The sequence below is a fragment of the Pseudomonas sp. FP2335 genome (assembly GCF_030687535.1).
Lineage (GTDB): Bacteria > Pseudomonadota > Gammaproteobacteria > Pseudomonadales > Pseudomonadaceae > Aquipseudomonas.
Genome location: NZ_CP117437.1, coordinates 3588579 through 3613475, shown reverse-complemented (window position 1 = coordinate 3613475; position 24897 = coordinate 3588579). Strand labels below are relative to the sequence as shown.

Sequence of the window (24897 nt, the reverse complement as noted above, 5' to 3'; positions counted from 1 at the left end):
CAATTGGCGCTAGAAAAACTTCACCAGCGCCATGGTCAGCTCATTGGAATGGGGCAGGTTGGCGCTGTGGTAGTAGTCGAAATTCAGATTTGCAGACAGGTAGAGTCCCTGTTGGGAAAAGCCTGTGTAGGTCATCGACGGTCCGATTTTTCCAACCCGCGACTCGGCATAGTCCGAGGCTGTTCGATTGTTGATGTGGTAGACGTGATGCGCGCCCAGCCACAGGTCATCGGTGACGAGGTAGCCGGCGGCGACGTTGGCCAGCCATAGGCTGACACCGCCTTGCAAGCGCTTGGGATCGCCGCTGCCGAGATCTGTGGTGTTGCGGTTACGTGCGGCGTAATGGATGCCAACTGGGGTGAAGGTCGCGGCGAATTTTCCGACACGCAGGTAATTGGCGAGGCTGAAACTCAGCGCATAGCGGTTGGCAAAGGCACCGTAACCGGCAACTTCGTTGTTACCGTTGGGGAACTCGACCGTCAGCGTCGGGTTGGTCCAGAACGTGGTGTAGTCCTCTGAACCATAGGCGCTGGCGGGCTCGACCACGTTGTAGTAGTAGGCAAAGCCGAGATTGGGTGAGGCGATGCCCCAGGGGCTGACGTTTTTCGCGTCGTTGGTGCTGGCGTATCCGGGAACGGCGCCGACCCAGAACTGCAATTGGTCGCGGGTGGTGTCGGTAAAACCGGTCTCGGAAAAGTACGCAAGCACCGTATTGCCACCGGCACGTACATTGCCGTCGGTGTTGCGGTTGAAGACCGGGAAGGTTTCCAAAGCCCAGCGTCCCGGCAGCCCTGGTTGACCGAAGCCGATGAATTGTTCGGCTTGGGTTGAAGGGCTGCTGCCCAACACCAACGCCAGCGAGCACGCAGCGCCGAAGCGCGAGAGTGGAAGTTGCAACATGACGGTTCTCTCTTATTGTTGTAGGTCAACGCATGGAAAGCCGCCGCACGGCGGTGTATTGGGATCAGGGCATGACGCCGTACACGGCGCGGGCGGTTTGCGCGTCGAGGTAGCCATTCTTCAAGTCGTCGCGCACGGCCGCCGCGTCACGGGCTGCGGGTGCGCCGTAGCCACCGCCGGCCCCCGTGCGTACCCGCACCAGGTCGCCGGCATTGAGAGGGATGCTGCTGGCCATGGCGTAGCGTTCCGGCGGGTTGTCGCCGCGCAGCACTTCGACGTAATTGGGGGTGCCATCCTGGCCCTGTTGCAGGCCCCAGGGTGGAACGACCGAGCGGGTGTAACCACAGGTCAGAAAGCTGTCATCGGCCCGTACGCGATAGTCGATGCAGATGCCTCGCCCGCCGCGGAACTGGCCGTGCCCACCGGGTTCGTCATTCAGCGCCATGCGCTCGACATACAGGCCGTAACGGGCCTCACAGACTTCCACTGGACAGTTGTAGTTCTCGCCATGCAGGCCGCAATAAACGGCGTTGTTGCCGTCACGTCCGGGCTCGGCGCCCCAACCACCGATTTCCGGCTCCACCAGGGTAAACAGCCGACCGGTATCCGGATGCCGGCCGCCGATAACAGTGGCGCATACCGAAGAGAAATTGCCCGCCGGCAAGCGGTCGGGAAAATGCTGGGCCAGGCAGCGCAAGATCAGGTCGTGTACGCGAATCAGGTTTTCAAAGTAAAACCCCTCTGCGGCGGGCAGTTGCGCATCGAATAGTGAACCGGGGCGTGTCAGTACATTCAACGGCCGGAACGTGCCTCCATTGGTAATGCCTTGCGGGGCAGTCAGGGATTTGAACGCCATTTGGGCGGCAACCACCGCGCCATCCCGGCTGAGGTTAGTGGGCCCGGTGCATTGGTCGGGGTTGTCGCGCAGGTCCACGGTCATTGCACGGTCATGGATCTGCACCGACACCGAATACAGGCTGCCGTCGTCTTGCGGCTCCACCAGGGAAAGGTTGACATTGGGCAGTTCGGCCAGGGCTTTGCGCGATACCTTTTCGCCCAGGTCCATGAAGTCCTGCATCGCCAGCAAAAACAGGTCAGTACCGTATTTGGCGGTCAACTCACGCAGGTGCAAGGCCCCGCCGCGCACCGCCGCTACGCCAGCCCATAGATCGCCTTCCATGAAATCCGGCATGCGCGTGTTGGCCCACAGTATCTGCAGCACTGAGCGGATCGGTTGGCCACGGCTGATCAGCTTGACCGAGCACAGGCGCAGCCCTTCCTGAAAGATGTCGGTAGCCTCAGTGGACATCGACCCGGGGACCATGCCGCCGACATCGTTCCAGTGGGCGATATTCGCGGTCCAGGCCACGCGCCTGCCCTCGGCAAACACGGGCATGGCCAGCACCACATCGTTCAGGTGAGTGACTGCGCCACCGTGGGGGTCATTGCAGATGAACACATCGCCGTCTTCGATTTCCCCTGGGCGGGCATGTTGCAGCAAGATCTGTTTGACGGCCTTGTCCAGCACGCCTACGAAGGCCGGGATACCTGCGCCGGAGCTGGCAATCTCGCCATTGGCGTCGGTGATGCCGGTGCCCATGTCCAGCACTTCATAAATGACGGGGCTCATGGCAGCTTTGCGCATCGCTACGAACATTTCGTCAGCAATGGCTTGAAGCGAATTTTGGATAATGTCTCGGGTGAAGATGTCGAGCGTATGCATGGCGAGACTCCCGTCAGCCGTTGATCGTGATGTGCAGGTTGCCGAAGCGATCCACATGCACCCGGTTTTGTGGATGAACGACGACGGTGGTGCCGGCGTCTTCAATGATGGCGGGGCCGTGGAAACACATTTGGGGTTCCAGCAGGGCGTAGTCGTAGATGGCCGCGTTGTGGATGCCATCGGTTGCGTAGTCGACGACGCGGTGGCCCTTGCGTGCGGCCTCAAGCGTTCGCCCTGTCACTGCAAGCGATTCGGGAATCAGCTTGTCAATTTGCGCGATGGCGACCAGGTGGAAGCCGACGATCTCCACGGGAGCGTCCAGGCAGTAGGTGTAATGCTGTTCGTACAGGGTATGAAAACGATGCTCGATGTGTGCCCAGTCACGTTCGAGGTGTTCATCGGCGTCCAGCGGCACTTCGACCGAGTGTTCCTGGTTCTGGTAGCGCAGCTTGCAATTGACCTTCAATTCGACCCGCTCCGGGGGCACAGCCTCGGCGATGAACTGCTCGCGGGCCGAGGCCATCAGTTCGTTCAGGAACGCCTGGGTGTGCGCCTGTGCCTGTGGCTGGGTGGTGTCGACAAAACGATTGATAAACAGGTCGCGGCGTAAGTCCGACAGGGTCATGCCCCAGGCTGAAAACACCGAGGCGCCGCGCGGGACGATGACTTTTTTGACGCCCAGCTCTTGAGCCAAGGCGACCGCATGCAGCGCGCCACCGCCGCCAAAGGCCATCAGGGTCAGGTCCCGGGGATCGTGACCACGGCTAAGCGACACCAGCTTCAGGGCGTTGACCATGTTGTTATTGGCCAGGCGCACCACACCACGGGCAATTTCATCGGCAGGCAGATCCAAGCGTTCGCTGAGCAGGCTGAAGCCGTCCGCTACTGCTTGTAGGTCGGCTACCACTTCGCCGCCGCAGAAGTACGCCGGGTTGATCCGGCCGAGTGCCAGGTTGGCATCCGTGGTGGTGATGTCGGTGCCACCGTCACCGTACGCCGCCGGGCCGGGCAGAGCGCCCGCTGATTGCGGGCCGACATGCAGCTTGTCAAACCCGTCGACCCAGGCAATGGAGCCGCCGCCGTTGCCGATTTCCACCAAGTCCACCACGGGCACCATGATGGGGTAACCGGCATTGAGGCGGTCTCGTTCGATCCAGTAGTCCGTCTTGATCGCGACCTGGCCATCGCGGATTAGTGCGCATTTGGCCGTGGTGCCGCCGATGTCGAGCCCCAGCAAGTTGGGTTCGCCAATCAAGCGTCCCAACTCGGCGGCCGCCCAGAAACCACTGGCCGGCCCGGACTCGACCATGGTGATCGGGATGTCCCTGGCGTGGGCCACACTGTCAACGCCGCAATTGGACTGCATGATATACAGCGGCGCCTCGTAGCCTGCGCTGCGCAGACCCGCCTCCAGTTCATCGAGGTAGCGCGCCGCTATCGGTTGCACGTAGGCCGACAGCACGGTGGTGCTGGAGCGCTCGTACTCGCGCCATTCACGGGTGATCTGATGTGAAGCGACCACCGATACTTCAGGCCACAGCCGCTTCACTTCGGCCAATACCGCCTGCTCGTGGCTGGGGTTGGCGTAGGCATGCAGCAGGCAAATAGCAATGGCTTGCACGCCATCGGCGCGCAAGGCGTCGATGATGGCGGGCAGCTCATCGAGTATTACAGGCTCGCGCTCACGGCCGTCGGTGTGCAGGCGCTCGGTGATTTCCCAGCGTAGGTAGCGCGGCACAAACGGCGCAGGTTTGACCCATTTCAGGTTGAAATAGTCTGGGCGGTTGGCCCGGGCAATTTCCAGGATGTCGCGAAAGCCTCGGGTGGTGATCAGCGCGGTCTTGACCCCACGCCGTTCGGTAAGCGCGTTGATGACAACAGTGGTGCCGTGGGCGAGGAAGTCGACTTCCGAAAGCGTTACCCGTGCCTTTTTGATGACATTGAGAATGCCTTGGGCAAAGTTCGGTGGCGTGGTGTCCACCTTCGCCGTACGCAGAGTCTGCTGGCCGGTGACGGGATCACTTTCGAAGTACACAAGGTCAGTAAAGGTGCCGCCCACATCGGTGGCTACGCGTACGGTTTTTCGGCTTTTCTGCACGGTTCGTCTCCTGGATCGTGTCTTGGCGCAAGCAGGAGAAGGACGGCATGGCGCCCCTCATTGCTGATGGTCACGATGCTAGGCAGGGCGCTGGGCGGGGGGCCACAGATGGGGCGGGTAGGTCGCAGGCCGATAGGTGGCAAGACCTACCCGCCTGGGTGGGTTGGTGGCTTAGAAAGTGGTGTCGAGGTGCCCTTGGCGTATTGCAGCGCTGATTGCCGCGGTGCGGTTGTCCACGCCCAGCTTGGCGAACAGGTGTTTGAGGTGGAACTTTACCGTGTTCTCGGAGATGTCCAGGGCGAGGGCGATGGCCTTGTTGGATTGACCGCTGACAAGCAGCTCCAGTATCTGCGCTTCCTTGCCACTCAGGGCCATGTGCGCCGGCGTTGGGTGCGAGCGCCAGCCGCGCAGTCGCGTGATGGCTGTGGTCAGTAGTGTTGTGGGTTTGGGGTAGGCCTCCAGTGCCGGCAGCAGGCTGGGGCCGACTTCCAGCAACAGGCCGGGCAGGGCGTACTGCATGATCGGGGCAAGGGCCATGTCGAGTTCTTCTGCTTGGAGCTGCCGGCCGTTTTTCGCCGCGGCCAGGGCCATCAACCTCAAGCGCCAGGCGGGTAGACGCAGACCTTTGTTCTCCATCTCTTCAGCGGTTCGTTGAAGGTCGGTCCATGCGGCGCCCGAGTGACCGCTGAGCAACCGCAAGCGGCCCAATGCCAGGCTGGCAGCTTCCTGACTACGCCAGTCTTCGCGCTGACCTGCAATCTGTTCCAGATTGGCCTGCAGGAGCGCTTGGCGAGCGGCATGCAGTTGCCCACTCTGTACCTGGGCATCGATGCGCCAGGCCTGTACCAGACGCAATAGCCGTGGCCACTGGCGCGCGTGCGCCAGGTGGTCGGCATGGTCCAACTCCTGCAGTGCGGCATGTAACCCATGGCTGCGTAACCGCGAACGCCACGCTACCTCCGCCGTCATCGCAACCACATCGAGCCAGCCATCGGCGTGTTCCAATGCAGCCCAGCCGTCATCCAACCACGGCTGGATTTCGGACCAAGTACCTTGCCAATAGAGCTGGCGTGCCTTGAAGCAGCCGACCAGGGCCCGCAGCGAACTCTCCTGACCAAAATGGCCGTCGGCAAATGCCAGGGCCTCGTCCACCAATGTAGCGGCTTCGTTGATAGACCCTGATAACGCCAGGGCCTGGGCTTCATGGATCCGGCAGTAGTTTTCGCCACGCGGGCTGGCGATCACGCGCATTTTGACGTGAGCGTCCCTGATGGTGCGCAGGCTCGAAACCAACTCGCCGCGCGTCAGGTCCGCCAGTGCGTGCACGCACTCCAGCGTGGCTTGCGCGAGGGTCTGGTCAAGGGGATAGGGGCTGCTATGGAACGTCGTAACATCAGCATCAAGGCACTCAAAGCAGTCCTGGTAAGCATTCGCCAAGGTTTGGATAACATGAAAGTCTCGGGCCAGTCGTGCATCCCCGACCACCGTGCCACGGGCCAGGTGCAACAGCTGTGTGGACAATTTGTGATCGCCCAGCTTGGCGTGCAGGTAGGCTTGGAGCAGCAGGAGGTCCGGCTGGGTATTGCAGGTAACGGCGTCGAACTGACTCAACAAACCCTGGGCGTAACGAATGCCATGGTGCAGCACCAGTTCCCAGCCGCCTGCGCGGACCACCAGGTTCACCGCCAGTGGGATGTCCCCCGCCTTGAGCGCGTGATGAATGGCTTGGCTCCAGTCCTGTTGCTGCGCCAACCAATGTGCGGCGGCGCGGTGAATTGCCTGGGCTTGATGACTGTCGATACGCAAGCGCAGGAAGTCACGTAGCAATGCGTGATAGCGAAACCACTGGCGTTCGGGGTCCAGGGGAATCAGTAGCGTGTCGAGGTGCGATAGTTGCCTGAAGAGGTCTGCGCTGTCATGGCGGCCGCGCACCGCATCTGCCAAATCGGCATTGAACCGTTGCAGCAAAGAGGTCTGCAGCAGCAGTGATTGGCAGTCCGCGGACAGGCTGTTGAATACATGCGCGGTGAGGTAGTTCGCAACGTCCGTCACTCCCCCGGAGAACGCTGTCAAGCCATACACCGAGCCGTCAATGCTGGTACGCCAGAGGCGTGCCAATTGCACTGCCACGGCCCAACCCTCGGTCGCGATGTGTACGCGACATAGGTCGTTCTCATCCAATCCATTGCCTAGAATGCCACGCACCTCGTGCAAGGACAGGATCAACTCCCGGGCGCTGATCTCGTGTACCCAGCCTTTGGCTTTCCAGCGTGACAGCGGCCAGTCCGGACGGGTCCTGCTGGCGACCACCCAACGCAAGCCCGACGCGGCTTGCTCTGTTAATACACCTAGTATCGAACTCACTTCCGGGCTGGCGGCGAGGTGATAGTCATCCAAAAAAAGCGTGATCGCCCGATCTTCCTCGGCAAGCGCGCGCAGTAGCGCCTGGATCGTGCGTTGTGGTTGTACATCCAAGGCTTGCAAGGCTGCCAGGCGCGGCAAGTGCGCCAGCGCAACACCGGCATGGTCCAGCGAAAGGATCAGGTACGCGAGGAAGCGATTGGGGTCTGCGTCAGACTCGTCCAGTGACAACCAGGCCACTATTGCCTTGGGTGTCTGCTGCCGTATGGCTGCGTGCGATTGCATCAGCAGCGTGGTTTTACCGTAACCAGCGGGGGCCGTCAGCAGTGTCAATGGGACAAGGGCGTTCGTTTGCATGGAAGCCAGCAAGGCCTCACGCACAACTGAGGTGAGCATTGGCTGTGGAGGGGTGAGTTTACCGATCCAATACCAAGCATTGGATGAATGAGCGGGGGACTGTTGTTTCATGGTGAGGCGCACCGATGAAGAGCTGTTGGGGCCGTTTTAACAGCAAACTACGCGAGTTGTTGATTGACTGTGTTACCCGCAGTTTCTAAGTAAATCGCCCCGAATTCTCCAGACACTTTGCAGACTCGTGGTCGTGGACGCCCACCATCCCCGATCACTGACGACGGTGATGCTCGCAAATGTGGGAACCAGGCGCGATGCAATCAGGGTATATGCGCAGCTTGGTCCCACCGAAAATGTCCCACTAACTCTGTGGCTTTTCTGGCGAGCTTTTTCTCGTCATGTCTTTGTTTTTTTACTACTATCCTTCATCTGTGTACTCAAGGAAGAGGGGCTGAGCGCCTTGAGGCTGGTAGAAAATTTACACTCGATCATTGAGTGAGTTTTTACTTTTACCCAGAACCTAACGACTCAGCCAGCCGTAATTACTTTTTGGTGGAACCGATGGATAAAATGTGTGGCATCGTTGTAGTGGTAGGACTTGCCCTCTCGGGATGCGCTACGAAAACTCCAGAAAAACCTAAAGAAGTGACGCCGCCTCCTGCCGTAGTACAACAAGCACCACCTGAAGCCGCACCTTCGACACCCTATACTGTGCGATATGAGGCTGCACCCGCAACCAGTGCTGACGCGCAAGCCCACGCTTCTGCTGAGGCCGATCAGTCAGACTCTGAAACAAACTTGAACCAAAATCGCGCTGAGCAATGCCGTAAAGAGTTGGATGTTTTGAAGGTTTACAACAAAGCGTCTTACGCCAAATACGAAGCGGAATACCAAGGTATTGCGGCCAAGACTGCAAAATACATGGAAATCAAAGACTCGCTGGGTCCTGATTTGAACTACATGGTTATGCCGGCTTATCAATTTCAAATCCGTGAATTCTGCTTCCGGGTTAAGACCCGTCTGTCAGAGCTTGTGCTTCGCCAAGCCAAATAACGATTTGATGTTCGGGGGCGTCTTTTACCAGTCACGGAAGCACTAAAAAGGTTTCCATCTCTGATGAAATGTTCGCCTCACGGGAATCGCACGGTTAAGCGCCAATGACGCAGAGTGCCTTCGCTGCTGCCGAATTGGCGGGTAAATATAAGCGCCTGATCGGCTTCTTGGTCCAGAGAGGTCAGGCGGTTTCCCCCAATGCCGCTGGCATCGCCCATATCTGGAATCCGCTTGCGCGTTTTCGGGCGAATGTCGTGGGAACTGCACACCAGCGGGTGCTGGATGCGTATCTCCCCTGTCTCCTTTCTCTGGTTTTCGTAATTGTTTTGTCGCGTGTGTCGTCGAAGCGCAACCGGAGCAATGGTTGGGCAGTCGTTTAACCACAAACTACTTGAATGGAGAACACCGTGGGCTTACGGATAGAGCTGAATGACGCGCCGCAAGAGGTCGACTACCAGGCGATTCTGGCGCCATTGAAAGAATACAACCAAGCCCAAGCGGGCCTTATCGAAACTGAAAAGTTTGCGCTTTTAATCAAGGATGACGTGGGCGCCACTCAAGGTGGGCTATACGCGAGAATTTCTGGACAGTGGTTATTCGTTGAATTGCTGGTGGTGCCCGAAGCGGCGCGAGGGCAGGGTCTGGGCGCAAAATTGATGGCCAGGGCGGAAGCTCAGGCGCGTGAGAAAGGCTGCCAAGGTATCTGGCTGGACACATTCTCTTTCCAGGCTCCGGACTTTTACCGCCACTTGGGCTTCAGCCTATTTGGAGAACTTAAGGATTATCCCGTCGCTGGATACAACCGGTTTTTTATGCAGAAGCGATTTGATTGAATCGGCCCGGTTTTTCCAGGCAGGCTGAGACCTTCCGGGTGACGAGTGCATTGACAAAGGCCCCCCGTCATATCTTGATCTTTTGCAGGCGTTACTTCCGTTGCTTCTCAAAACGAATGTCCCCTTGCCCTAGATTCTTCACGGGCTGCCAGCCAAGGTTTCTATAGAATCCGCTCGCACGGCTTGCTTCAGCGGTTTCTAGCCATATCTTCTGATGGCGTTGAAACAGGAAAGACTCTGCTTTGTGCATCAGATTACGTCCCAACCCGTACCCTTCGAATTCCGGTAGGACGAAGACCGCGAATACGCAGCCATCTTCAATATCGACCATCGAAAAACCTACTGGAACACCACAGACCTGCGCGACCCAAGCGCACGGAGTCTCTGAAATTGCCTGACTTATGGCTTCAGGTGTTATCCCCATATCCGCTAACTGATCTTCAGATAAGTGATTTTCCTGAACGCTGGTTCGAATCTTGAAAATCGCATCGACATCGGCAAGTTTGGCAAGCCGGACTACTGCTTCCATGGCGTCTTCCTTTTTTCATCCGTGTAATGGAAAGTATCCTTACATATATCGGTGCTAGTGCAGCGAAAATGTCTACGCCGCACCCTTGGAGCCTGCTGGATGAACCGTCAACGTCCACCTGATCACTTCGCAACACCTCCCGCCGCACCAAGCACTGAAAGCACCGCCGCCCATCCGCCTGTTTGGCATAGCGGTCCGGACTTCTTGACCATTAGCAACACCGGTTCGGCCATTTTGGGCTTCTGCTGCGCGGTGCTTATGCTGTTGCCGGCCTTCTGCCTGGCGATACTGCTTTTTGTCGGGCTCGGTGCGATGCAGGACGTGCCATCCGGGGATGAGTCGAGTTTCACAACATCGTCGTTCATCCTGTTCCTGCTTGGTTTTGTCGTGCTTATGGGCTTGGTCTTTGCGTGGATATTTTCTGAGCCTAGCGTGGAGGCCTTCACGTTCGACGAAAACCAGCGACTGCTGACCCTCACGGTCACTCGGAGCGGACGTAAACCCACTCAATGGCGCGTGCCATTCAGCGACATTATTTACATCTGCCCCTATGTGGTCGCTGCGTTTGACCGCGATGGCCATTTTAGCGTGGTGTTTCAGGGACAAAAGAACAAGGTATTCGAGTTCCGGTTTGCGCAGGGCACTTCTCTGGAAAACATGGAGTTTCATGCGACGTGGTTGCGGGGAATCATCGGCGAACGGATGCACGAACTACTGAATCTGGACAAATGAGCAAAGCACATCCATCCAGTTACGGATTTTCCATTTCGGCTTTTCAAACGCCTCTAAGGTGATACGAACCTTGATAGGCGTGCGAAAGTGGATGGCGTAGTTAGCCGTGAACAATCCCCCTCGGTGATCTGCTGTAGGCTGGTCGCGCGTTCACGGAGGAAAACATGCGGATCTACATCACTGGCGCCTCGTGCGCAGGTGTCACCACCCTGGGCCAGAACCTTGCCACGCGGCTCGATGTGCAACACGTCGACGTCGATGACTTCTACTGGATGCCCACAAACCCGCCGTTTACGACCAAGCGACCCGCCGATGAACGTGTGTCATTGATTCAGCAAACACTCAGTTGCGAAGCTTGGCTGTTGACCGGTTCCTGCATGGGCTGGGGCGACGCCCTGATGGCTGCTGTCGACCTGATCGTGTTCGTGGTGACACCCACGCCCGTTCGTCTCGAACGCCTGGCGGCCCGTGAAAAACAGCGCTTTGGCGATCGGATCGCGCCCGGTGGCGACATGCACCAGATCCATGTGGCCTTTCGGGAGTGGGCTTCGCAGTATGACGATCCGGGCTTTTCAGGGCGCAACCGCGCGTGGCACGAGAGGTGGCTGTCGGAGCAAACGGCCCAGGTGTTGCGCATTGATGGAACGCGGGATGCGCAAAAGATGGCGGCGGATGTCATCCAGGCGCTGCCACGTTAGCCCGGAACCCACTGTCGAACACGCGGTCCGAACGACTGCGCCCCGCGATGGCATCGACCCTCTACCGTGAAGGATCACACCCGATGAAACGATTGACCGCCAGCCTCCTGCTCGCCGGCACCAGCCTGATTTGCGCTTCCAACACCTGGGCGTGGAGCAGCGACGGAGACAAGATCAAGTTGACCGAGGGCGAAATCGCGTTCTGTCGGACCTGGCAGAACGACGGCACTTTGGTGATGTACGCCAGGCAGAAGGGGGAACCCACGCCGACTTACCCTGATGACGCCTACTCTGAGCCCTCCGATGAGCAAAAAAAGATGCGAGCCTATTTCATTCGAGAGGCAAAAAATGTTCAGGTTGCCAACACCGAAAAAGAGCACGTGGCAGTTTCCGAAGCCTTCGGCGTCCAGATGCTGAATCGCTGCGTAGGCCTGGTCACCTCGCTTCCATCGAGCAAGGAACCGTAGGCCGCCATCCGCCGCTGATGGGCCAGCCGGCTCGCGGCGCTGCCGCACATTGCCTGATAAATCCCAGACAAAGAAAAGCCCGCGATGGGGGCACGGGCTAAAGGGATGTTCATTAGGAGCTGGATTAACCATAAGCCTCCGTCTGTGAAAACGGCGTGAAAGGAAAGCCTGCAATACGAGCTTTTTTGTAGGACTGTGCCTCGCTGGTCAGCTGGCGTACTGTGTCGGTTCATTTTTCCCACAGTGAAGGGTGTTATCCATGTCAGATGAAGTACGGCTTGTCGTGATTATCCAGACCCAACCGGGCCGCGGGCCGGACCAGTTGGCAGCGTTCGCGCAACTGGCGCCGCTGGTCAGGGCCGAGCAAGGCTGTATTCAATATGACCTGCACCCCGTCTCCGGCAACCCGGACAGTTTCGTGCTGATCGAGAAGTGGGCGTCCAAAGCTGCGCTCGAAGCCCACCACGCCACGCCCCATATGATCGCGGCGAGCCGGCACAATCCTACGTTCCGCGCCGGGCCTTCCACGGTCTTGTTGCTTGAGGCCGCTGTTTAAGCAAGCGCCTATCGCACTTTTTTGCATTTCCTCGCTCTATCTCTGACCCCACCACATAAACACTCCCTGTGGTCACAAGAGCGAGACCTGGTGCCGATAGTTCGTCTGTTTACTTCATGCAAGCGTCGCTGGACGCGTCAGCCTCTGCTACTGGCTGCCGCGTTCATGCTCTGTACTGTCGGTTGCAGCCAGCAGCAGGCGCGAGATGTGGCCAAGCAATTGAGCAACGGCAAGCCGGATGAGTTCTTTCAGACCAGCGTTGATCGCATGGCGACCCTGGGCATGCGCGCCAATCTGCAAAGTCTGTATTTGCTGATGAACAAACTTTACCTGCGCAACCCCAGCCAATGGCGGCAATCGGGATACCCGGATGCGGTGAGCGCGGCCCGGGAAATCCGCCTGGCGATCGAAAACCGTCGCCCGTTGCCAGCCCTTGGCGAGCGGCGCGACCTGGCGGCGTTGAGCTACTCCTTGAGCCCGGAGTTTCGCGGCGATCGTGTCGGTGCGTTTATCTATGCCATCGGCAGCATGATCGTTACCGCCCACGGCGGGCGCACCGAGTTTTACCTCACCGATTCAATCAACCCGCAATTCGTCAGCAACGCCGCACGCAACATCGAGAAAGCCACCTGGCTGCTCAGCCAGCGCCAGGATGCCAATGGCGTGTTGCTGCTGTTCTCCAACGAAATCTCGGAGGAGGGCAGCAACCTCAGTTTTGCCGTGGAGTTTGGCAAGGTCGTCGCGCGCCTCGACCTGTTGACCCAACTGCTGGATGAGCGCTACCGGCGGATCGGGGTCAACTATGCGCAGAGCTTGTTGCTGATGAATTTTCTGCCGGTACAGTGAGCCACATGCGTACGCCATAGCAGGGAAAAAGCATGGCGTTATCCTCGTCTTGCTTTACATCCTTGTGGCTAAAAATGTCCAATTGCCCCGTGATAGACGGTTTCAGCCGCCTAGCACCCCATCCGCTTTGCCCAAGAGGCCTCAATGCAGATCAACAGCGAGCGTGCAGCCACTGCATGCGGTTTGGTAGCGATTCTCCTGTGGAGTACCGCCGCCGGGCTTATCCGCAGCGTCAGTGAACTGTTCGGCCCATTGGGCGGTGCGGCGTTGATCTACACACTGGGAGCGGTGCTGCTGGTGATGTTCCTGGGACGGCCGCGGGTGCGCGCCACCTCCTGGTTCTACCTGATTGTGGGCAGTGCGCTGTTTGTGGCGTACGAATTGTGCCTGTCGCTGGCATTGGGTTACGCAAGCAATCACAACCAGGCGATTGAGCTGGGTGTGGTGAATTACCTGTGGCCATGCCTGACCGTACTGCTCGCCATCGTCATGAATGGGCAAAAGGCCCGTTGGCTGATCCTGCCTGGCACCGTGCTGGCGTTGTTCGGCATCGTGTGGGTGGTGAGCGGCGATGGCCTGGCCTTGGCCACCATCGTCGCCAATGTGAACAGCAACCCCCTGAGCTATAGCCTCGCGCTCGGCTGTGCAGTCACTTTTGCGCTTTACTGCAATGTCACCCGACGCTACGCCGGCGGGCAAAATCTGGTGATGCTGTTTTTCATCCTGGCCGCCAGTGTGCTCTGGTTGAAATACGCGCTGAGCAGCGAAGTGCTGCCGGCATTCACTTTCAATGGCAGCCTGCAACTGGGTGCGGCCGGTGTGGCCATGGCCGGCGGTTATGCGCTGTGGAACGTCGGAATACTGCGCGGCAACCTGACGTTGCTCTCCACTGCCTCGTACTCTGCGCCGGTGTTGTCTTCGGCATTTGCCGCTGTGTGGCTGGGTGCGCATCTCACTGCACAGTTCTGGCAAGGCGCAGTCCTGGTAACGCTGGGCTCACTGATGTGCTGGCAGGCAACGCGGGTGCGTTCAACGGCCTGAGCCAGTACGTTATTTCGCTTTCCAGTGTAGGAACGGGCCTAAGTGCACGGACGCTGCTTGAAACGCTCTCGGCTCGGCAATAGCCTCGGACTTTTCTTAAACATGAGTGGCTGCCTTGGGTAAGCAAAAAACGCGTTGGCCGACTGATCGCGAGATTCGCCTGCGATTTATCCTGTTTGCCGTCATCAATGCCGCGAGCGTTCAAGGCGTTTCTGCGGAGTTGTTATTGCCCGCGCACAAACTGCTGCGGGAGTCGCCGACAGAGGAGCAGTTGCATGACACCCTGGCCGAGATTTTGGCGACCGATGAAATGTACGGTTTGCGGTTTCCTCCCGGTTCAGAGGCCGATGAGCTGTTGCAGACGCTGAATCTCAGCCGCGGTTAGATCGATCCTTTCCTTCTGACAGGCCGCCATTGCTGATCGCTTGTACGCCACAGGTAAATACCCGGTTAATCAGGCGTGACTTGAGCGCGATCCTTGTCTTCCCATCTGGGCCCCGCCATTTTCGCCTCCCCGATTTCCAAGGACCCACCCCATGTTGCTGCGTCAACCTCCGCTCCTTTTCGCTGCCCTGACCTTTGGCTCACTGGTGCACGCCGAAGGTCTGCAACTGGCCCCGGTCGAAGTCACCAGCAGCGAAGCCAGCGCTGGCGAAATCGCCGAGGCCCAGCTCAAGAGCGTGCCGGGCGGCACCAACTACATCGACATGGACAGCGTGCAGCAGGGCAGGGTGAGCACCAACGAGGACGTGTTCAAGTACCAGGCCGGGGTTTACGCCAAGGCAGCGAACAACGAAGGGATCAAACTGTCGATCCGTGGCTCGGGCTTGAACCGCAGCCCCGGTGCCCATGGCTCGGGACTGTATGAAATGTTCGACGGCCTGCCGCTGACCGGCCCCGGCGGCACGCCCTATGAATTGAAAGACCCGTTGTGGCAAAGCCGCGTCGAAGTGCTGCGCGGCGCCAATGGTTTCGACCAGGGCGCCTTGGCCCTGGGGGGCGCGGTCAACTACGTGACCCGCACCGGCTACGATGCGCCCAAACTGCAACTGCGCTATGAAGTGGGCAGCAAAGGTTACGCCCAGCGCGAGATCAGCTCGGGCCAGGTGCTGGGGGATGCCGACTACTACATCAGCCTCACCGACTCCGAATCCGACGGCTACCAACGCCAGAGCGCAGCCACCGGCAAAGGCTTCGCCGCCAACTTCGGCTACCGCTTCAGCCCGGAATTGGAAACGCGTTTTTACATCCGTTACCGCGAAACCACCAACGATACCCCCGGCAAGTTGACGCGCGACCAGATCAGCCACGACCCCCGCGCCGCCAACAGCCTCAACGCCGCCCGTGACTCCAAGCGCCTGCAACCGGGCTCGACCTGGATCGCCAACAAGACCACCTTGCAGCTGGATGACAACTCCCGCGTCGAATTCGGCCTGGCCTACCACGATTACCCGATGGACCTGCGCGAAGGCACCATCCGCCTGAAAGTCGCCTACACCGACATCAGCAGCACCCTCAATTACATCCGCCAGGACACGCTGTTTGGGCACGACAGCAAGACCACCATCGGCCTGCGTACTACCCAGGCGATGCCCAATAACGGTGGCGCGGAATACGTGCGTATACCGGCCGGCAACACCGCAACCTATGCCCCCGGCACCAAGACCCGCGACTACAGCTACCTGGGCTCCGACACCGTACTGCACATCGGCAACGACCTGGAGCTGGTGCCGGACCTGTGGCTGACCACCGGCCTCGCGGCAATCTATACCCGCCGCGAAACCGAAGTCACTTACCCAGAGACCCACGCACCGCTGAGCCAGCACGATTGGGACTACGCACCACGGGTCGGCCTGCGTTACGACTTCACGCCGCAATTGCAGGTCTACGGCAACCTGAGCCGCTCGGTGGAGCCGCCGCATGCGTGGTCGATGATCTGGGGTTCCAACAAGTATTTTACGAGTGGACCGGCCAAAGGCATGGCCCGCGAAGGTGTCAGCCTGAAAAACCAGACCGCCACCACCCTGGAAGTCGGTGGGCGTGGTGAACACTGGTTCGGCCAGTGGGATCTGGCGCTGTACCGCTCCGAAGTGCGCCACGAACTGCTCACCGTCGAAACCCAGGCGCAGACTGCCACGACCAACGCCATCGTCGCCGAAAACAACGCCAGCCCGACCATCCACCAAGGCATCGAACTGAGCCTGCTCAGCCCGCTGTGGGACGGCGGCGGCAGTGGCAAGCTCGACCTGCGCCAGGCATATACCTTCAGCGACTTCCACTACCGCGACGATGAGCGCTTCGGCGACAACACCTTGCCGGGTATCCCCAGGCACTACTACCAGGGGCAGTTGCGCTACAGCCATCCGACCGGTTTCTACACCAGCTTCAACACCGAGCATTCGTCAAAAGTGGCAGTGGACTATGCCAATTCCTACACGGCTGCGTCCTACACCCTCTTGGGTGCAACCTTCGGTTACGACGCCCCCAAGCACGACTGGCAAGCCTGGGTTGACCTGCGCAACCTCACCAACCGTCGCTACGCCAATACCGTCACGCCGGGTTACGACGACAAGGGCGCAGACATGGCGCGTTCCACACCGGGCGATGGTCGCGGCATCTACACCGGCGTGTCCTGGAGCTGGCGCTGAGGCTGACAGACCGTCATCGCAGGCAAGCCAGCTCCCACAGGGGATTGGCAGTGCCTGGGCGATCTCCAGCCGAGCACTCACTATCCATCAACACCAATCACCTGTGGGAGCGGGCTTGCCCGCGAAAGCGGTCGTTCAGCCAACACCTCCACCAACAGTCTCACCGCCTTCGCAGCCTCGCTAAAGCTCGACAGCTCCCACAGGGGATTGGCGGTGTGAGGGCGATCTCCAGCCGAACACTCACTATCCATCAACACCAATCACCTGTGGGAGCGGGCTTGCCCGCGAAAGCGGTGGTTCAGCCAAAACCTCTACCGACAGTACCGCCGCCTTCGCAGCCTCGCTAAAGCTCGACAGCTCCCACAGGGGACTAGCAGTGCCTGGGCGATCTCCAGCCGAACACTCACTCCCCATCGACACCAATCACCTGTGGGAGCGGGCTTGCCCGCGAAAGCGGTGGTTCAGCCAACACCTCTACCAACAGTGCCGCCGCCTTCGCCGCCTCGCTAAAGCTCGACAGCTCCCACAGGGGATTGGCAGTGCCTGGGCGATCTCCAGCCGAACACTCACTCCCCATCAACACCAATCACCTGTGGGAGCGGGCTTGCCCGCGAAAGCGGTGGTTCAGCCAACACCTCTACCAACAGTGCCACCGCCTTCGCCGCCTCGCTAAAGCTCGACAGCTCCCACAGGGGATTGGCAGTGCCTGGGCGATCTCCAGCCGAACACTCACTCCCCATCAACACCAATCACCTGTGGGAGCGGGCTTGCCCGCGAAAGCGGTGGTTCAGCCAAAACCTCTATCAACAGTGCCACCGCTTTCGCAGCCTCGCTAGGGCTCGACAGCTCCCACAGGGGATTGGCAGTGTTCGGGCGATCTCCAGCCGAGCACTGACAGCCCGCCAACACCAATCACCTGTGGGAGCGGGCTTGCCCGCGAAAGCGGTGGTTCAGCCAAAACCTCTACCGACAGTACCGCCGCCTTCGCAGCCTCGCTAAAGCTCGACAGCTCCCACAGGGGATTGGCGGTGTGAGGGCGATCTCCAGCCGAACACTCACTATCCATCAACACCAATCACCTGTGGGAGCGGGCTTGCCCGCGAAAGCGGTCGTTCAGCCAACACCTCCACCAACAGTCTCACCGCCTTCGCAGCCTCGCTAAAGCTCGACAGCTCCCACAGGGGATTGGCAGTGCCTGGGCGATCTCCAGCCGAACACTCACTTCCCATCAACATCAATCAACTGTGGGCTTGCCCGCGATGACGGTCCGTCAGTCAACAGTGATAGGTGCTGCTCAGTGGTTCTTGCTCCTACCTCGTTTTACTGGCATTGTTTGCGCAATTGGTAATATTTCCCATTTGAGACTCTTTTGCGCATGCATGACATTCCGGCCACGCTGGACGGTTCAGCCCGTCAGCAGATCCTTGCGGCAATGTACAGCGAGCATCACGGCTGGTTGCACGGCTGGCTGCGCAAAAAGCTGGGTTGCTCGCAACACGCCGCCGACCTGGCTCACGATGCGTTTATCCGCGTCCTCATGCTCGCCGAACCGCAACATATCAAGGAGCCCCGGGCGTTCCTGGCGACCACGGCAGGGCGCTTGCTGATCGATAGTGCCCGTCGTCGCCGTATCGAAAAAGCCTACATGGAGGCCCTCGCCGTCCAGTGCGAAGACGCCGGCATGCCCGACCCAGCGGCGATCCATGTCGCGCTGCAAGCCCTGGAACGCATCGCCGAGATGCTCGCCGGCTTGCCCGCCAAGGCTCGCGAGGCCTTTCTGTTAAGTCGCCTCGACGGGCTCACCTACAGTGAAATCGCCACGCGCCTGGACGTTTCCTCCAGCACCGTCAAAAACTACATCTCCAGCGCCCTGGTGCACTGTTACCACAGCCTGCACGGGGCCGACCCGCTCTAATGAACTGCGAACACATCATCCAGCAAGCGGCGAATTGGCTGACACGCTTGCACGACGAAGACGTCAGCGACGCCGAGCGCCAGGCCTTCCGCGCATGGTGCGACGCCGACCCGCGCCACGCCGTCGCCATCGAGCGCATGCGCGGCCTGTGGGGCAGCCTCGACACCTTGCCGGCAAAGCCTGCGCGTCGCGCCCTCAACCGTGCGTTTGCGCCCCAACACCGGCGTGGCGCCCAGGCGGTCGGTTTGCTCGGCTTGGTGCTCTGCGCCTGGCTGGGCCTGCAACACCTGCCGGTGTGGATGGCTGACCAGCGCACCGGCATCGGCGAACGCCGGCAGATCGCCCTCGACGATGGCAGCCAACTGCAGCTCAACAGCAACTCGGCGGTGGACGTGAAATTTGACGGCCACCAGCGAGTGATCGAGTTGCTGCAAGGCGAACTCTGGGTCGATGTGGCCAAGGATGCGCAGCGACCGTTCGTAGTGCGCACCGACCAGGGCACGGCGACGGCACTGGGCACCCGTTATCTGGTCAAGCGTGCGGCCGACGGAACGACTGTGGTCACGGTGATCGAGTCCACCGTGGCCGTGCAGGGCGACAGCCGCGACAGCGTCAAGGTCATGGCCGGCCAGCGTTCGGTGCTTGACCACGGTCACGCGCAGCCTGCGCAAGCCACCGGCAATGCCGATGCGGACGCCTGGACCCGTGGCCTGCTCAAGGTCAATGACCAACCCCTCGGCGACGTCCTGCAAACCTTGGCCAGCTATCGCCACGGGATGCTGCGTTTCGATCCCGAGGCCCTGCGCAACCTGCGGGTGTCCGGGGTGTTCAAACTGGATGACACGACGGCGGCGCTCGCGGCACTGGCGGATAACCTGCCGATCCAGGTGGAGTACTTCACCGACCTGCTGGTGGTGGTCAAGCCGCGCTAGGGTTCGTTCTGGCGCAGGCGTTTGTACAGGGTGTTGCGGCTGACGCCGAGTTCCCGCGCAAGGTGGGAAATGTTCCCGCCGAGCGCCTTCAAGCGCTGGTTCAGGTCGATGTTGTCATCCAGAAACTCATTGGCGGGCAGCGGCGGCGTCACGTTCAGGTCGACAAAAAAATCATCCGGCAGGTGTTCCGCGCGAATCGGCTGCTCTTCGGCCATCGCCAGCGCGACCTGCAACACGCTGCTCACCTGGCGCAAATTCCCCGGCCACGGATGCTGCTCAAACAGTGCCAGCACCTCGGCGCTCAGCCCGGCCCATTGGGTCGGCTCGCGGTGTTGTTGCCACAGTTGCTGGAACAGCGCCTGCTTATCGGTGCGCTCGCGCAAGGGCGGCAACTCCAGGGTCAAGCCACCAATGCGGTAGTACAAATCCTCACGAAAACGCCCGGCCTGCACCCATTCGCGCAGGGCGCGGTTGGTGGCCGAGATAATGCGCAAATCCACCGGGAACAGCTCGCTACTACCGACTGGTTGCACACAACGTTCCTGCAACACCCTTAGTAAACGCGCCTGGGTCGGCAGCGGCATATCGCCGATCTCGTCAAGAAACAACGTGCCCTTGTCGGCCTTGCGGATCAGGCCAATGCTGCCTTTCTGATTGGCCCCGGTGAACGCGCCTTTTTCGTAGCCGAACAGTTCCGATTCCACCAGCTCAGCCGGAATGGCCGCACAGTTCACCGCGATAAACGCCTGCTGGCTGCGGGAACTGGCCTGGTGCAGGGCTTTGACGAACACCTCTTTGCCCACGCCGGTTTCGCCGTGGATCAGCAGCGGAATGTCCTTCTCCAGCAACCGCTCGGCCTGGCGTACGGCCTTCTCCACGCGCAGGTCGCCGAAGTGCAAGGTTTTCAGGCCAACCGCTGCCGGCTTTGGCGCTGCGGGTTGTGTGAATACTCGCGCCTGCACCGGCATCTGCTTGGGGCGTTTCAACAGGCACTGGAACCGATTGCGTCCCGCCGCCTGCAACGAAAACGGCAAGCCTTCCGGCTGGTTCAACAACTCCAGCAGCGACACCTTGAACAAACGGTCGATCATCACCCGCGACAAGCTGATGCCCAGCAGGTTGTCTGCACGGCGGTTGGCCGAGAGCACCTGGCCGCTGTCATCAAAGATCAGCAGGCCGGCCCATTGGCTGTCGAGGTTGTTCAGGCCCGTGTTGAAGGTCAGTTGGAAGTGTTCACCGCGAAACAGGTTGAGGATCAGCCGGTTTTCTACGGTCTGGCTCATCATCTTGACCATGCCCAAGGTGTGGGAGGGCGGCAGGTAGCTGTCGCTGGACACATCCAGCACCGCAATGATCTCGCGCTGCGCATCGAAAATCGGCGCCGCCGAACCGGTCATAAAGCGGTTGGCCTTGAGGAAGTGTTCGTCGTGCTCGATATGCACCGCCTGGGCACAGGCCAGCGCGGTGCCGATGGCATTGGTGCCGCTGGAACGCTCCTGCCAGCTGGCGCCAGGGTTGAAGCCGCGGGCCAGTTTCGGCTCGATGAACCGCTGGGTGCCCCACGAGGTCAGCACCTGGCCCTGGTTGTCGGCCAGCATGATCAGGCAGTTGGAATTGCTCAGGATGTTCTCGTAGTACGGCAACACTTCCTGGTGGGTGGTCTGCACCAGGGAATGTTGGCTTTCGAGCAGTTGGCTGATGCCTGCGGCGGGCAGTTGATCAAAGCAGGGGGCGCTTTGATGGTCCAGGCCGAATGCGCGGCAACGGCGCCAGGATTCCTGGATAAGGGTGTCGTGAGCCAAGGGTTCGGCCATGGTGTGACCTTCTTTTATTGTTATTTTTATACAGCCTTGCGCAGCCCGATGTGGGAGCGGGCTTGCCCGCGATAGCGGTGGGTCAGTCACTGAACAGGCAAGCTGATACACCGTCATCGCGGGCAAGCCCGCTCCCACATGTTGGCGGTGTCGATGGCCAAGAGAGTGTTGTTCAGAACTGTTCATTGTCAACCCCCGAACTGTTCAGTTGTTCAGTCGGATTGTTCACTCCCGAACATCCCGTTCAAGCCATTTCCTCATACATCAAGCACTTGCAGTTTTGGCACGAAACTCGCTCTGACGAATGGCCAGATTCATTCCAATAATAAAAAAGGTCGTGTCATGTCATTGACCCTGGAACATGTCTCCCGCGTCGTTGAAGGCCAAACCTGGATCGACGACGCCACCCTGCGTTTCGAAGCCGGTTCCTTCAACGTGTTGCTCGGCCGCACCCTGTCCGGCAAGACCAGCCTGATGCGCCTGATGGCCGGCCTGGACAAGCCCGACAGCGGCCGCATTCTGATGAACGGCGTGGATGTCACCCACAAGCCGGTGCGCCTGCGCAACGTATCGATGGTGTATCAGCAGTTCATCAACTACCCGACCATGACCGTGTTCGAAAACATCGCCTCGCCCTTGCGCCAGGCCGGGATGGCCAACGAGTTGATCCAGAGCAAGGTGCTGGAAACCGCCAAGATGCTGCGCATCGAGAAATTCCTGCAGCGCCACCCGCTGGAATTGTCCGGCGGCCAGCAGCAGCGCACGGCCATGGCCCGGGCCTTGGTGAAAGACGCCGAGTTGATCCTGTTCGATGAGCCGCTGGTGAACCTGGACTACAAACTGCGCGAAGAGCTGCGTCAGGAAATGCGCGAGCTGTTCAAGGCGCGCCATACCATCGCCATCTACGCCACCACCGAACCCAACGAAGCCCTGGCGCTGGGTGGCACCACCACCATCCTTCACGAAGGTCGGGTGATTCAGAGCGGCAAGGCCGCCGAGGTCTATCACCAACCCCAGAGCGTGCTGGCTGCCGAGCTGTTTTCCGAACCGCCGATCAACCTGATGCCGGGACGGATCAGCGGCAACGAAGTCAGCTTCGCGAATTTTGTGCACTTTCCGCTCAATGTCGATTTGCGCCCCATCGGTGAAGGCGAATTCCGTTTTGGCGTGCGTCCCAGCCATATCAGCCTGGTGCCGAGCAACGACGATGACCTGGAGCTGGCGGTGACTGTGGAAGTCGCCGAGATCAGCGGCTCGGAAACCTTTCTGCATGTGCGCAGCGAACATTTCCTACTGGTGCTGCACCTGCCGGGGGTGCATGAGTACGACGTCGACGCACCGATCCGCGTGTATATCCCCACCCATAAACTGTTTGTGTTCGATAGCCAGGGCCGCTTGGTCCAAGCTCCCGGGCGACGTGTTGCGAGGGTTGCCTGATGGCCGAGATCCATTTGCAGAACCTGGCGCACAGCTACAGCCCTACGCCGAGTGGTCCTGAGGACTACGCAATTAGGGAAATGAACCACGTCTGGGAGCAGGGCGGTGCCTACGCGTTGCTCGGGCCGTCGGGTTGCGGCAAGTCGACCTTGCTCAACATCATCTCCGGCCTGCTCAGCCCCTCCGAAGGCCAGGTGCTGTTCGACACCAAAGTGGTCAACGACCTCACCCCGGAAAAACGCAATATTGCCCAGGTGTTTCAGTTCCCGGTGGTGTACGACACCATGACCGTGTTCGACAACCTGGCGTTCCCACTGCGCAATCAGGGCATGGCCGAAGCGAAAATTCACAGCAAGGTGCAGGAAATTGCCGAAGTCCTCGACCTACAAAACCTGCTGACGAAAAAGGCGCGCAACCTCACCGCCGACGAAAAGCAGAAAGTCTCCATGGGCCGTGGCCTGGTGCGTGACGACGTGTCGGCGATCCTGTTCGATGAACCGTTGACGGTGATCGACCCGCACCTCAAGTGGAAGCTGCGGCGCAAGCTCAAGCAGATCCACGAGCAGTTCAATATCACCATGGTCTACGTGACCCACGACCAGTTGGAAGCCTCGACCTTTGCCGACAAGATCGCGGTGATGTACGGCGGGCAGATCGTGCAGTTCGGTACGCCGCGTGAACTGTTCGAGCGCCCCAGCCACACCTTTGTCGGCTATTTCATCGGCAGCCCTGGGATGAATCTGATCGAGGTGCAGGCCGAGGCGGGCGGGGTGCGTTTTGCTGGCACCCATCTGCCGTTGTCCGAGGCGCTTCAACAGCGCATCAGCGACACGCCTTACAAGAAACTCCAGGTCGGTATCCGCCCGGAATTTATCCACGTATGGGATGAGTACAACCCTGACGCCCTGCACGCCGATGTCACTCATCTGGAAGACCTCGGCACCTACAAGATCATCACCCTCAACCTCGACGGCGCGCTGTTGAAGGTCCGCCTGGCCGAAGACAAACCGGTGCCTGAAGGCCAAGCCTGCATTAGCTTCCCCGCGCAATGGCTGATGCTCTACGCCGACGATTACCTGCTGGAGGTGCAGCCATGAACAAGGTGCAGAACAACAAGGCCTGGTGGCTGGTGTTGCCGGTGTTCCTGCTGGTGGCGTTCAGTGCGGTGATCCCGATGATGACCGTGGTCAACTACTCGGTGCAGGACATCTTCGACCAATCCAGCCGCTACTTCGTCGGTGCCGATTGGTACAAGCAGGTGCTGCTCGACCCGCGGCTGCACGACTCACTGTTGCGCCAGTTCATCTACTCGGCCTGCGTGCTGTTGATCGAAATCCCTCTGGGTATCGCCATCGCCTTGACCATGCCGACCAAGGGCCGCTGGTCGTCACTGGTGCTGATCATCCTCGCGATTCCGTTGCTGATCCCATGGAATGTGGTGGGCACCATCTGGCAGATTTTCGGCCGCGCCGACATCGGTTTACTGGGTTACAGCCTCAACGCGCTGGGCATCAGCTACAACTACGCGGCCAACACGGCAGACGCCTGGGTCACTGTGCTGGTCATGGACGTATGGCACTGGACCTCGTTGGTGGCGCTGCTCTGCTACTCGGGGCTTCGGGCCATTCCGGATGTGTACTACCAGGCCGCACGGATCGATCGTGCATCCGCCTGGGCGGTGTTCCGACATATCCAGTTGCCGAAGATGAAAAGCGTGCTGTTGATCGCGGTGATGCTGCGCTTTATGGACAGCTTCATGATCTACACCGAGCCGTTCGTACTGACCGGCGGTGGACCGGGGAATGCCACTACCTTCCTCAGCCAGACGCTGACCCAGATGGCCGTAGGTCAATTCGACCTGGGGCCGGCGGCAGCGTTTTCCCTGGTGTACTTCCTGATCATCCTGTTGGTGTCCTGGCTGTTCTACACCGCCATGACCCACTCCGACGCCAACCGCTGAGGC

22 protein-coding genes are annotated in these 24897 nt (G+C 59.8%); 16 read left to right on the top strand and 6 right to left on the bottom strand.

All coding sequences use genetic code 11. The features are described 5' to 3' along the window. Positions 1-9: 9 nt before the first annotated feature. From PSH81_RS16085 to PSH81_RS16070, 4 genes are all read right to left on the bottom strand, one after another. Positions 10-900: a hypothetical protein gene (locus PSH81_RS16085; protein WP_226456348.1), complete on the bottom strand. Its 891-nt coding sequence runs from the start codon at positions 898-900 to the stop codon at positions 10-12. Between the two features lie 64 nt (positions 901-964). Next, a complete protein-coding gene (locus PSH81_RS16080) occupies positions 965-2623 on the bottom strand; it encodes a hydantoinase B/oxoprolinase family protein (RefSeq protein WP_305391072.1) in 1659 nt (552 codons plus the stop codon). A 13-nt stretch (positions 2624-2636) separates the two neighbouring features. Beyond that, on the bottom strand, positions 2637-4721 hold the full coding sequence (locus tag PSH81_RS16075; protein WP_305391071.1) for a hydantoinase/oxoprolinase family protein: 2085 nt from the start codon (positions 4719-4721) through the stop codon (positions 2637-2639). A gap of 171 nt (positions 4722-4892) precedes the next feature. Next, the gene (locus PSH81_RS16070) at positions 4893-7322 is read right to left on the bottom strand and encodes a LuxR C-terminal-related transcriptional regulator (protein WP_305391070.1); all 2430 of its coding nucleotides are present in this window, start codon (positions 7320-7322) and stop codon (positions 4893-4895) included. 672 nt (positions 7323-7994) lie between these two features. Between PSH81_RS16070 and PSH81_RS16065 the strand changes: the two genes are divergently transcribed. From PSH81_RS16065 to PSH81_RS16055, 3 genes are all read left to right on the top strand, one after another. Beyond that, entirely contained in the window at positions 7995-8486 is a 492-nt protein-coding gene (locus tag PSH81_RS16065; protein WP_305391069.1) for a hypothetical protein, read from the top strand. Positions 8487-8590: 104 nt separating this feature from the next. Further along, positions 8591-8866 carry a hypothetical protein gene (locus PSH81_RS16060; RefSeq protein ID WP_305391068.1) on the top strand — a complete coding sequence of 92 codons (276 nt, stop codon included), beginning with the start codon at positions 8591-8593 and terminating at the stop codon, positions 8864-8866. 27 nt (positions 8867-8893) lie between these two features. Continuing rightward, positions 8894-9319, top strand: a complete 426-nt coding sequence (locus tag PSH81_RS16055; protein WP_305391067.1) for an N-acetyltransferase — start codon at positions 8894-8896, stop codon at positions 9317-9319. Between the two features lie 91 nt (positions 9320-9410). On the opposite strand, the gene PSH81_RS16050 is transcribed toward PSH81_RS16055, so the two are convergent. Continuing rightward, the gene (locus tag PSH81_RS16050; protein WP_305391066.1) at positions 9411-9848 is read right to left on the bottom strand and encodes a GNAT family N-acetyltransferase; all 438 of its coding nucleotides are present in this window, start codon (positions 9846-9848) and stop codon (positions 9411-9413) included. A gap of 99 nt (positions 9849-9947) precedes the next feature. On the opposite strand from PSH81_RS16050, the gene PSH81_RS16045 reads away from it, so the two are divergent. From PSH81_RS16045 to PSH81_RS16000, 10 genes are all read left to right on the top strand, one after another. Next, complete coding sequence (locus tag PSH81_RS16045) at positions 9948-10580, top strand: hypothetical protein (protein WP_305391065.1); 633 nt, start codon at positions 9948-9950, stop codon at positions 10578-10580. Between the two features lie 164 nt (positions 10581-10744). Further along, positions 10745-11278 (top strand): adenylate kinase, encoded by a 534-nt coding sequence (locus tag PSH81_RS16040; RefSeq protein WP_305391064.1) that lies wholly within the window; start codon positions 10745-10747, stop codon positions 11276-11278. Positions 11279-11361: 83 nt separating this feature from the next. Continuing rightward, complete coding sequence (locus PSH81_RS16035) at positions 11362-11745, top strand: hypothetical protein (RefSeq protein WP_226456338.1); 384 nt, start codon at positions 11362-11364, stop codon at positions 11743-11745. A gap of 259 nt (positions 11746-12004) precedes the next feature. After that, positions 12005-12301 carry a putative quinol monooxygenase gene (locus PSH81_RS16030; RefSeq protein WP_226456337.1) on the top strand — a complete coding sequence of 99 codons (297 nt, stop codon included), beginning with the start codon at positions 12005-12007 and terminating at the stop codon, positions 12299-12301. Between the two features lie 165 nt (positions 12302-12466). After that, positions 12467-13147, top strand: a complete 681-nt coding sequence (locus PSH81_RS16025; protein WP_192296451.1) for a hypothetical protein — start codon at positions 12467-12469, stop codon at positions 13145-13147. Positions 13148-13291: 144 nt separating this feature from the next. After that, on the top strand, positions 13292-14188 hold the full coding sequence (yddG, locus tag PSH81_RS16020; protein ID WP_305391063.1) for an aromatic amino acid DMT transporter YddG: 897 nt from the start codon (positions 13292-13294) through the stop codon (positions 14186-14188). A gap of 115 nt (positions 14189-14303) precedes the next feature. Then, positions 14304-14573, top strand: a complete 270-nt coding sequence (locus tag PSH81_RS16015; protein WP_305391062.1) for a hypothetical protein — start codon at positions 14304-14306, stop codon at positions 14571-14573. A gap of 151 nt (positions 14574-14724) precedes the next feature. After that, positions 14725-16836, top strand: coding sequence for a TonB-dependent receptor domain-containing protein (locus PSH81_RS16010; RefSeq protein ID WP_305391061.1), 2112 nt, complete (start codon positions 14725-14727; stop codon positions 16834-16836). A gap of 1375 nt (positions 16837-18211) precedes the next feature. Beyond that, a complete protein-coding gene (locus tag PSH81_RS16005) occupies positions 18212-18751 on the top strand; it encodes a sigma-70 family RNA polymerase sigma factor (RefSeq protein ID WP_305391060.1) in 540 nt (179 codons plus the stop codon). Next, positions 18751-19683 (top strand): FecR family protein, encoded by a 933-nt coding sequence (locus PSH81_RS16000; RefSeq protein WP_305391059.1) that lies wholly within the window; start codon positions 18751-18753, stop codon positions 19681-19683. Before PSH81_RS16005 ends, PSH81_RS16000 begins: the two co-directional genes overlap by 1 nt. On the opposite strand, the gene PSH81_RS15995 is transcribed toward PSH81_RS16000, so the two are convergent. Next, positions 19680-21497 (bottom strand): sigma-54-dependent Fis family transcriptional regulator, encoded by a 1818-nt coding sequence (locus PSH81_RS15995; RefSeq protein WP_305391058.1) that lies wholly within the window; start codon positions 21495-21497, stop codon positions 19680-19682. The genes PSH81_RS16000 and PSH81_RS15995 overlap by 4 nt on opposite strands. A 342-nt stretch (positions 21498-21839) precedes the next feature. Here PSH81_RS15995 and PSH81_RS15990 point away from each other — a divergent pair, with 342 nt between their 5' ends. Genes PSH81_RS15990 through PSH81_RS15980 form a run of 3 tightly spaced genes read left to right on the top strand, consistent with a single transcriptional unit; the run spans position 21840 to position 24894 of the window. Continuing rightward, entirely contained in the window at positions 21840-22934 is a 1095-nt protein-coding gene (locus PSH81_RS15990; protein ID WP_226456330.1) for an ABC transporter ATP-binding protein, read from the top strand. Beyond that, on the top strand, positions 22934-24031 hold the full coding sequence (locus PSH81_RS15985; RefSeq protein WP_305391057.1) for an ABC transporter ATP-binding protein: 1098 nt from the start codon (positions 22934-22936) through the stop codon (positions 24029-24031). Before PSH81_RS15990 ends, PSH81_RS15985 begins: the two co-directional genes overlap by 1 nt. Then, positions 24028-24894, top strand: coding sequence for a carbohydrate ABC transporter permease (locus PSH81_RS15980; protein WP_017735078.1), 867 nt, complete (start codon positions 24028-24030; stop codon positions 24892-24894). Before PSH81_RS15985 ends, PSH81_RS15980 begins: the two co-directional genes overlap by 4 nt. Positions 24895-24897 lie beyond the last annotated feature (3 nt).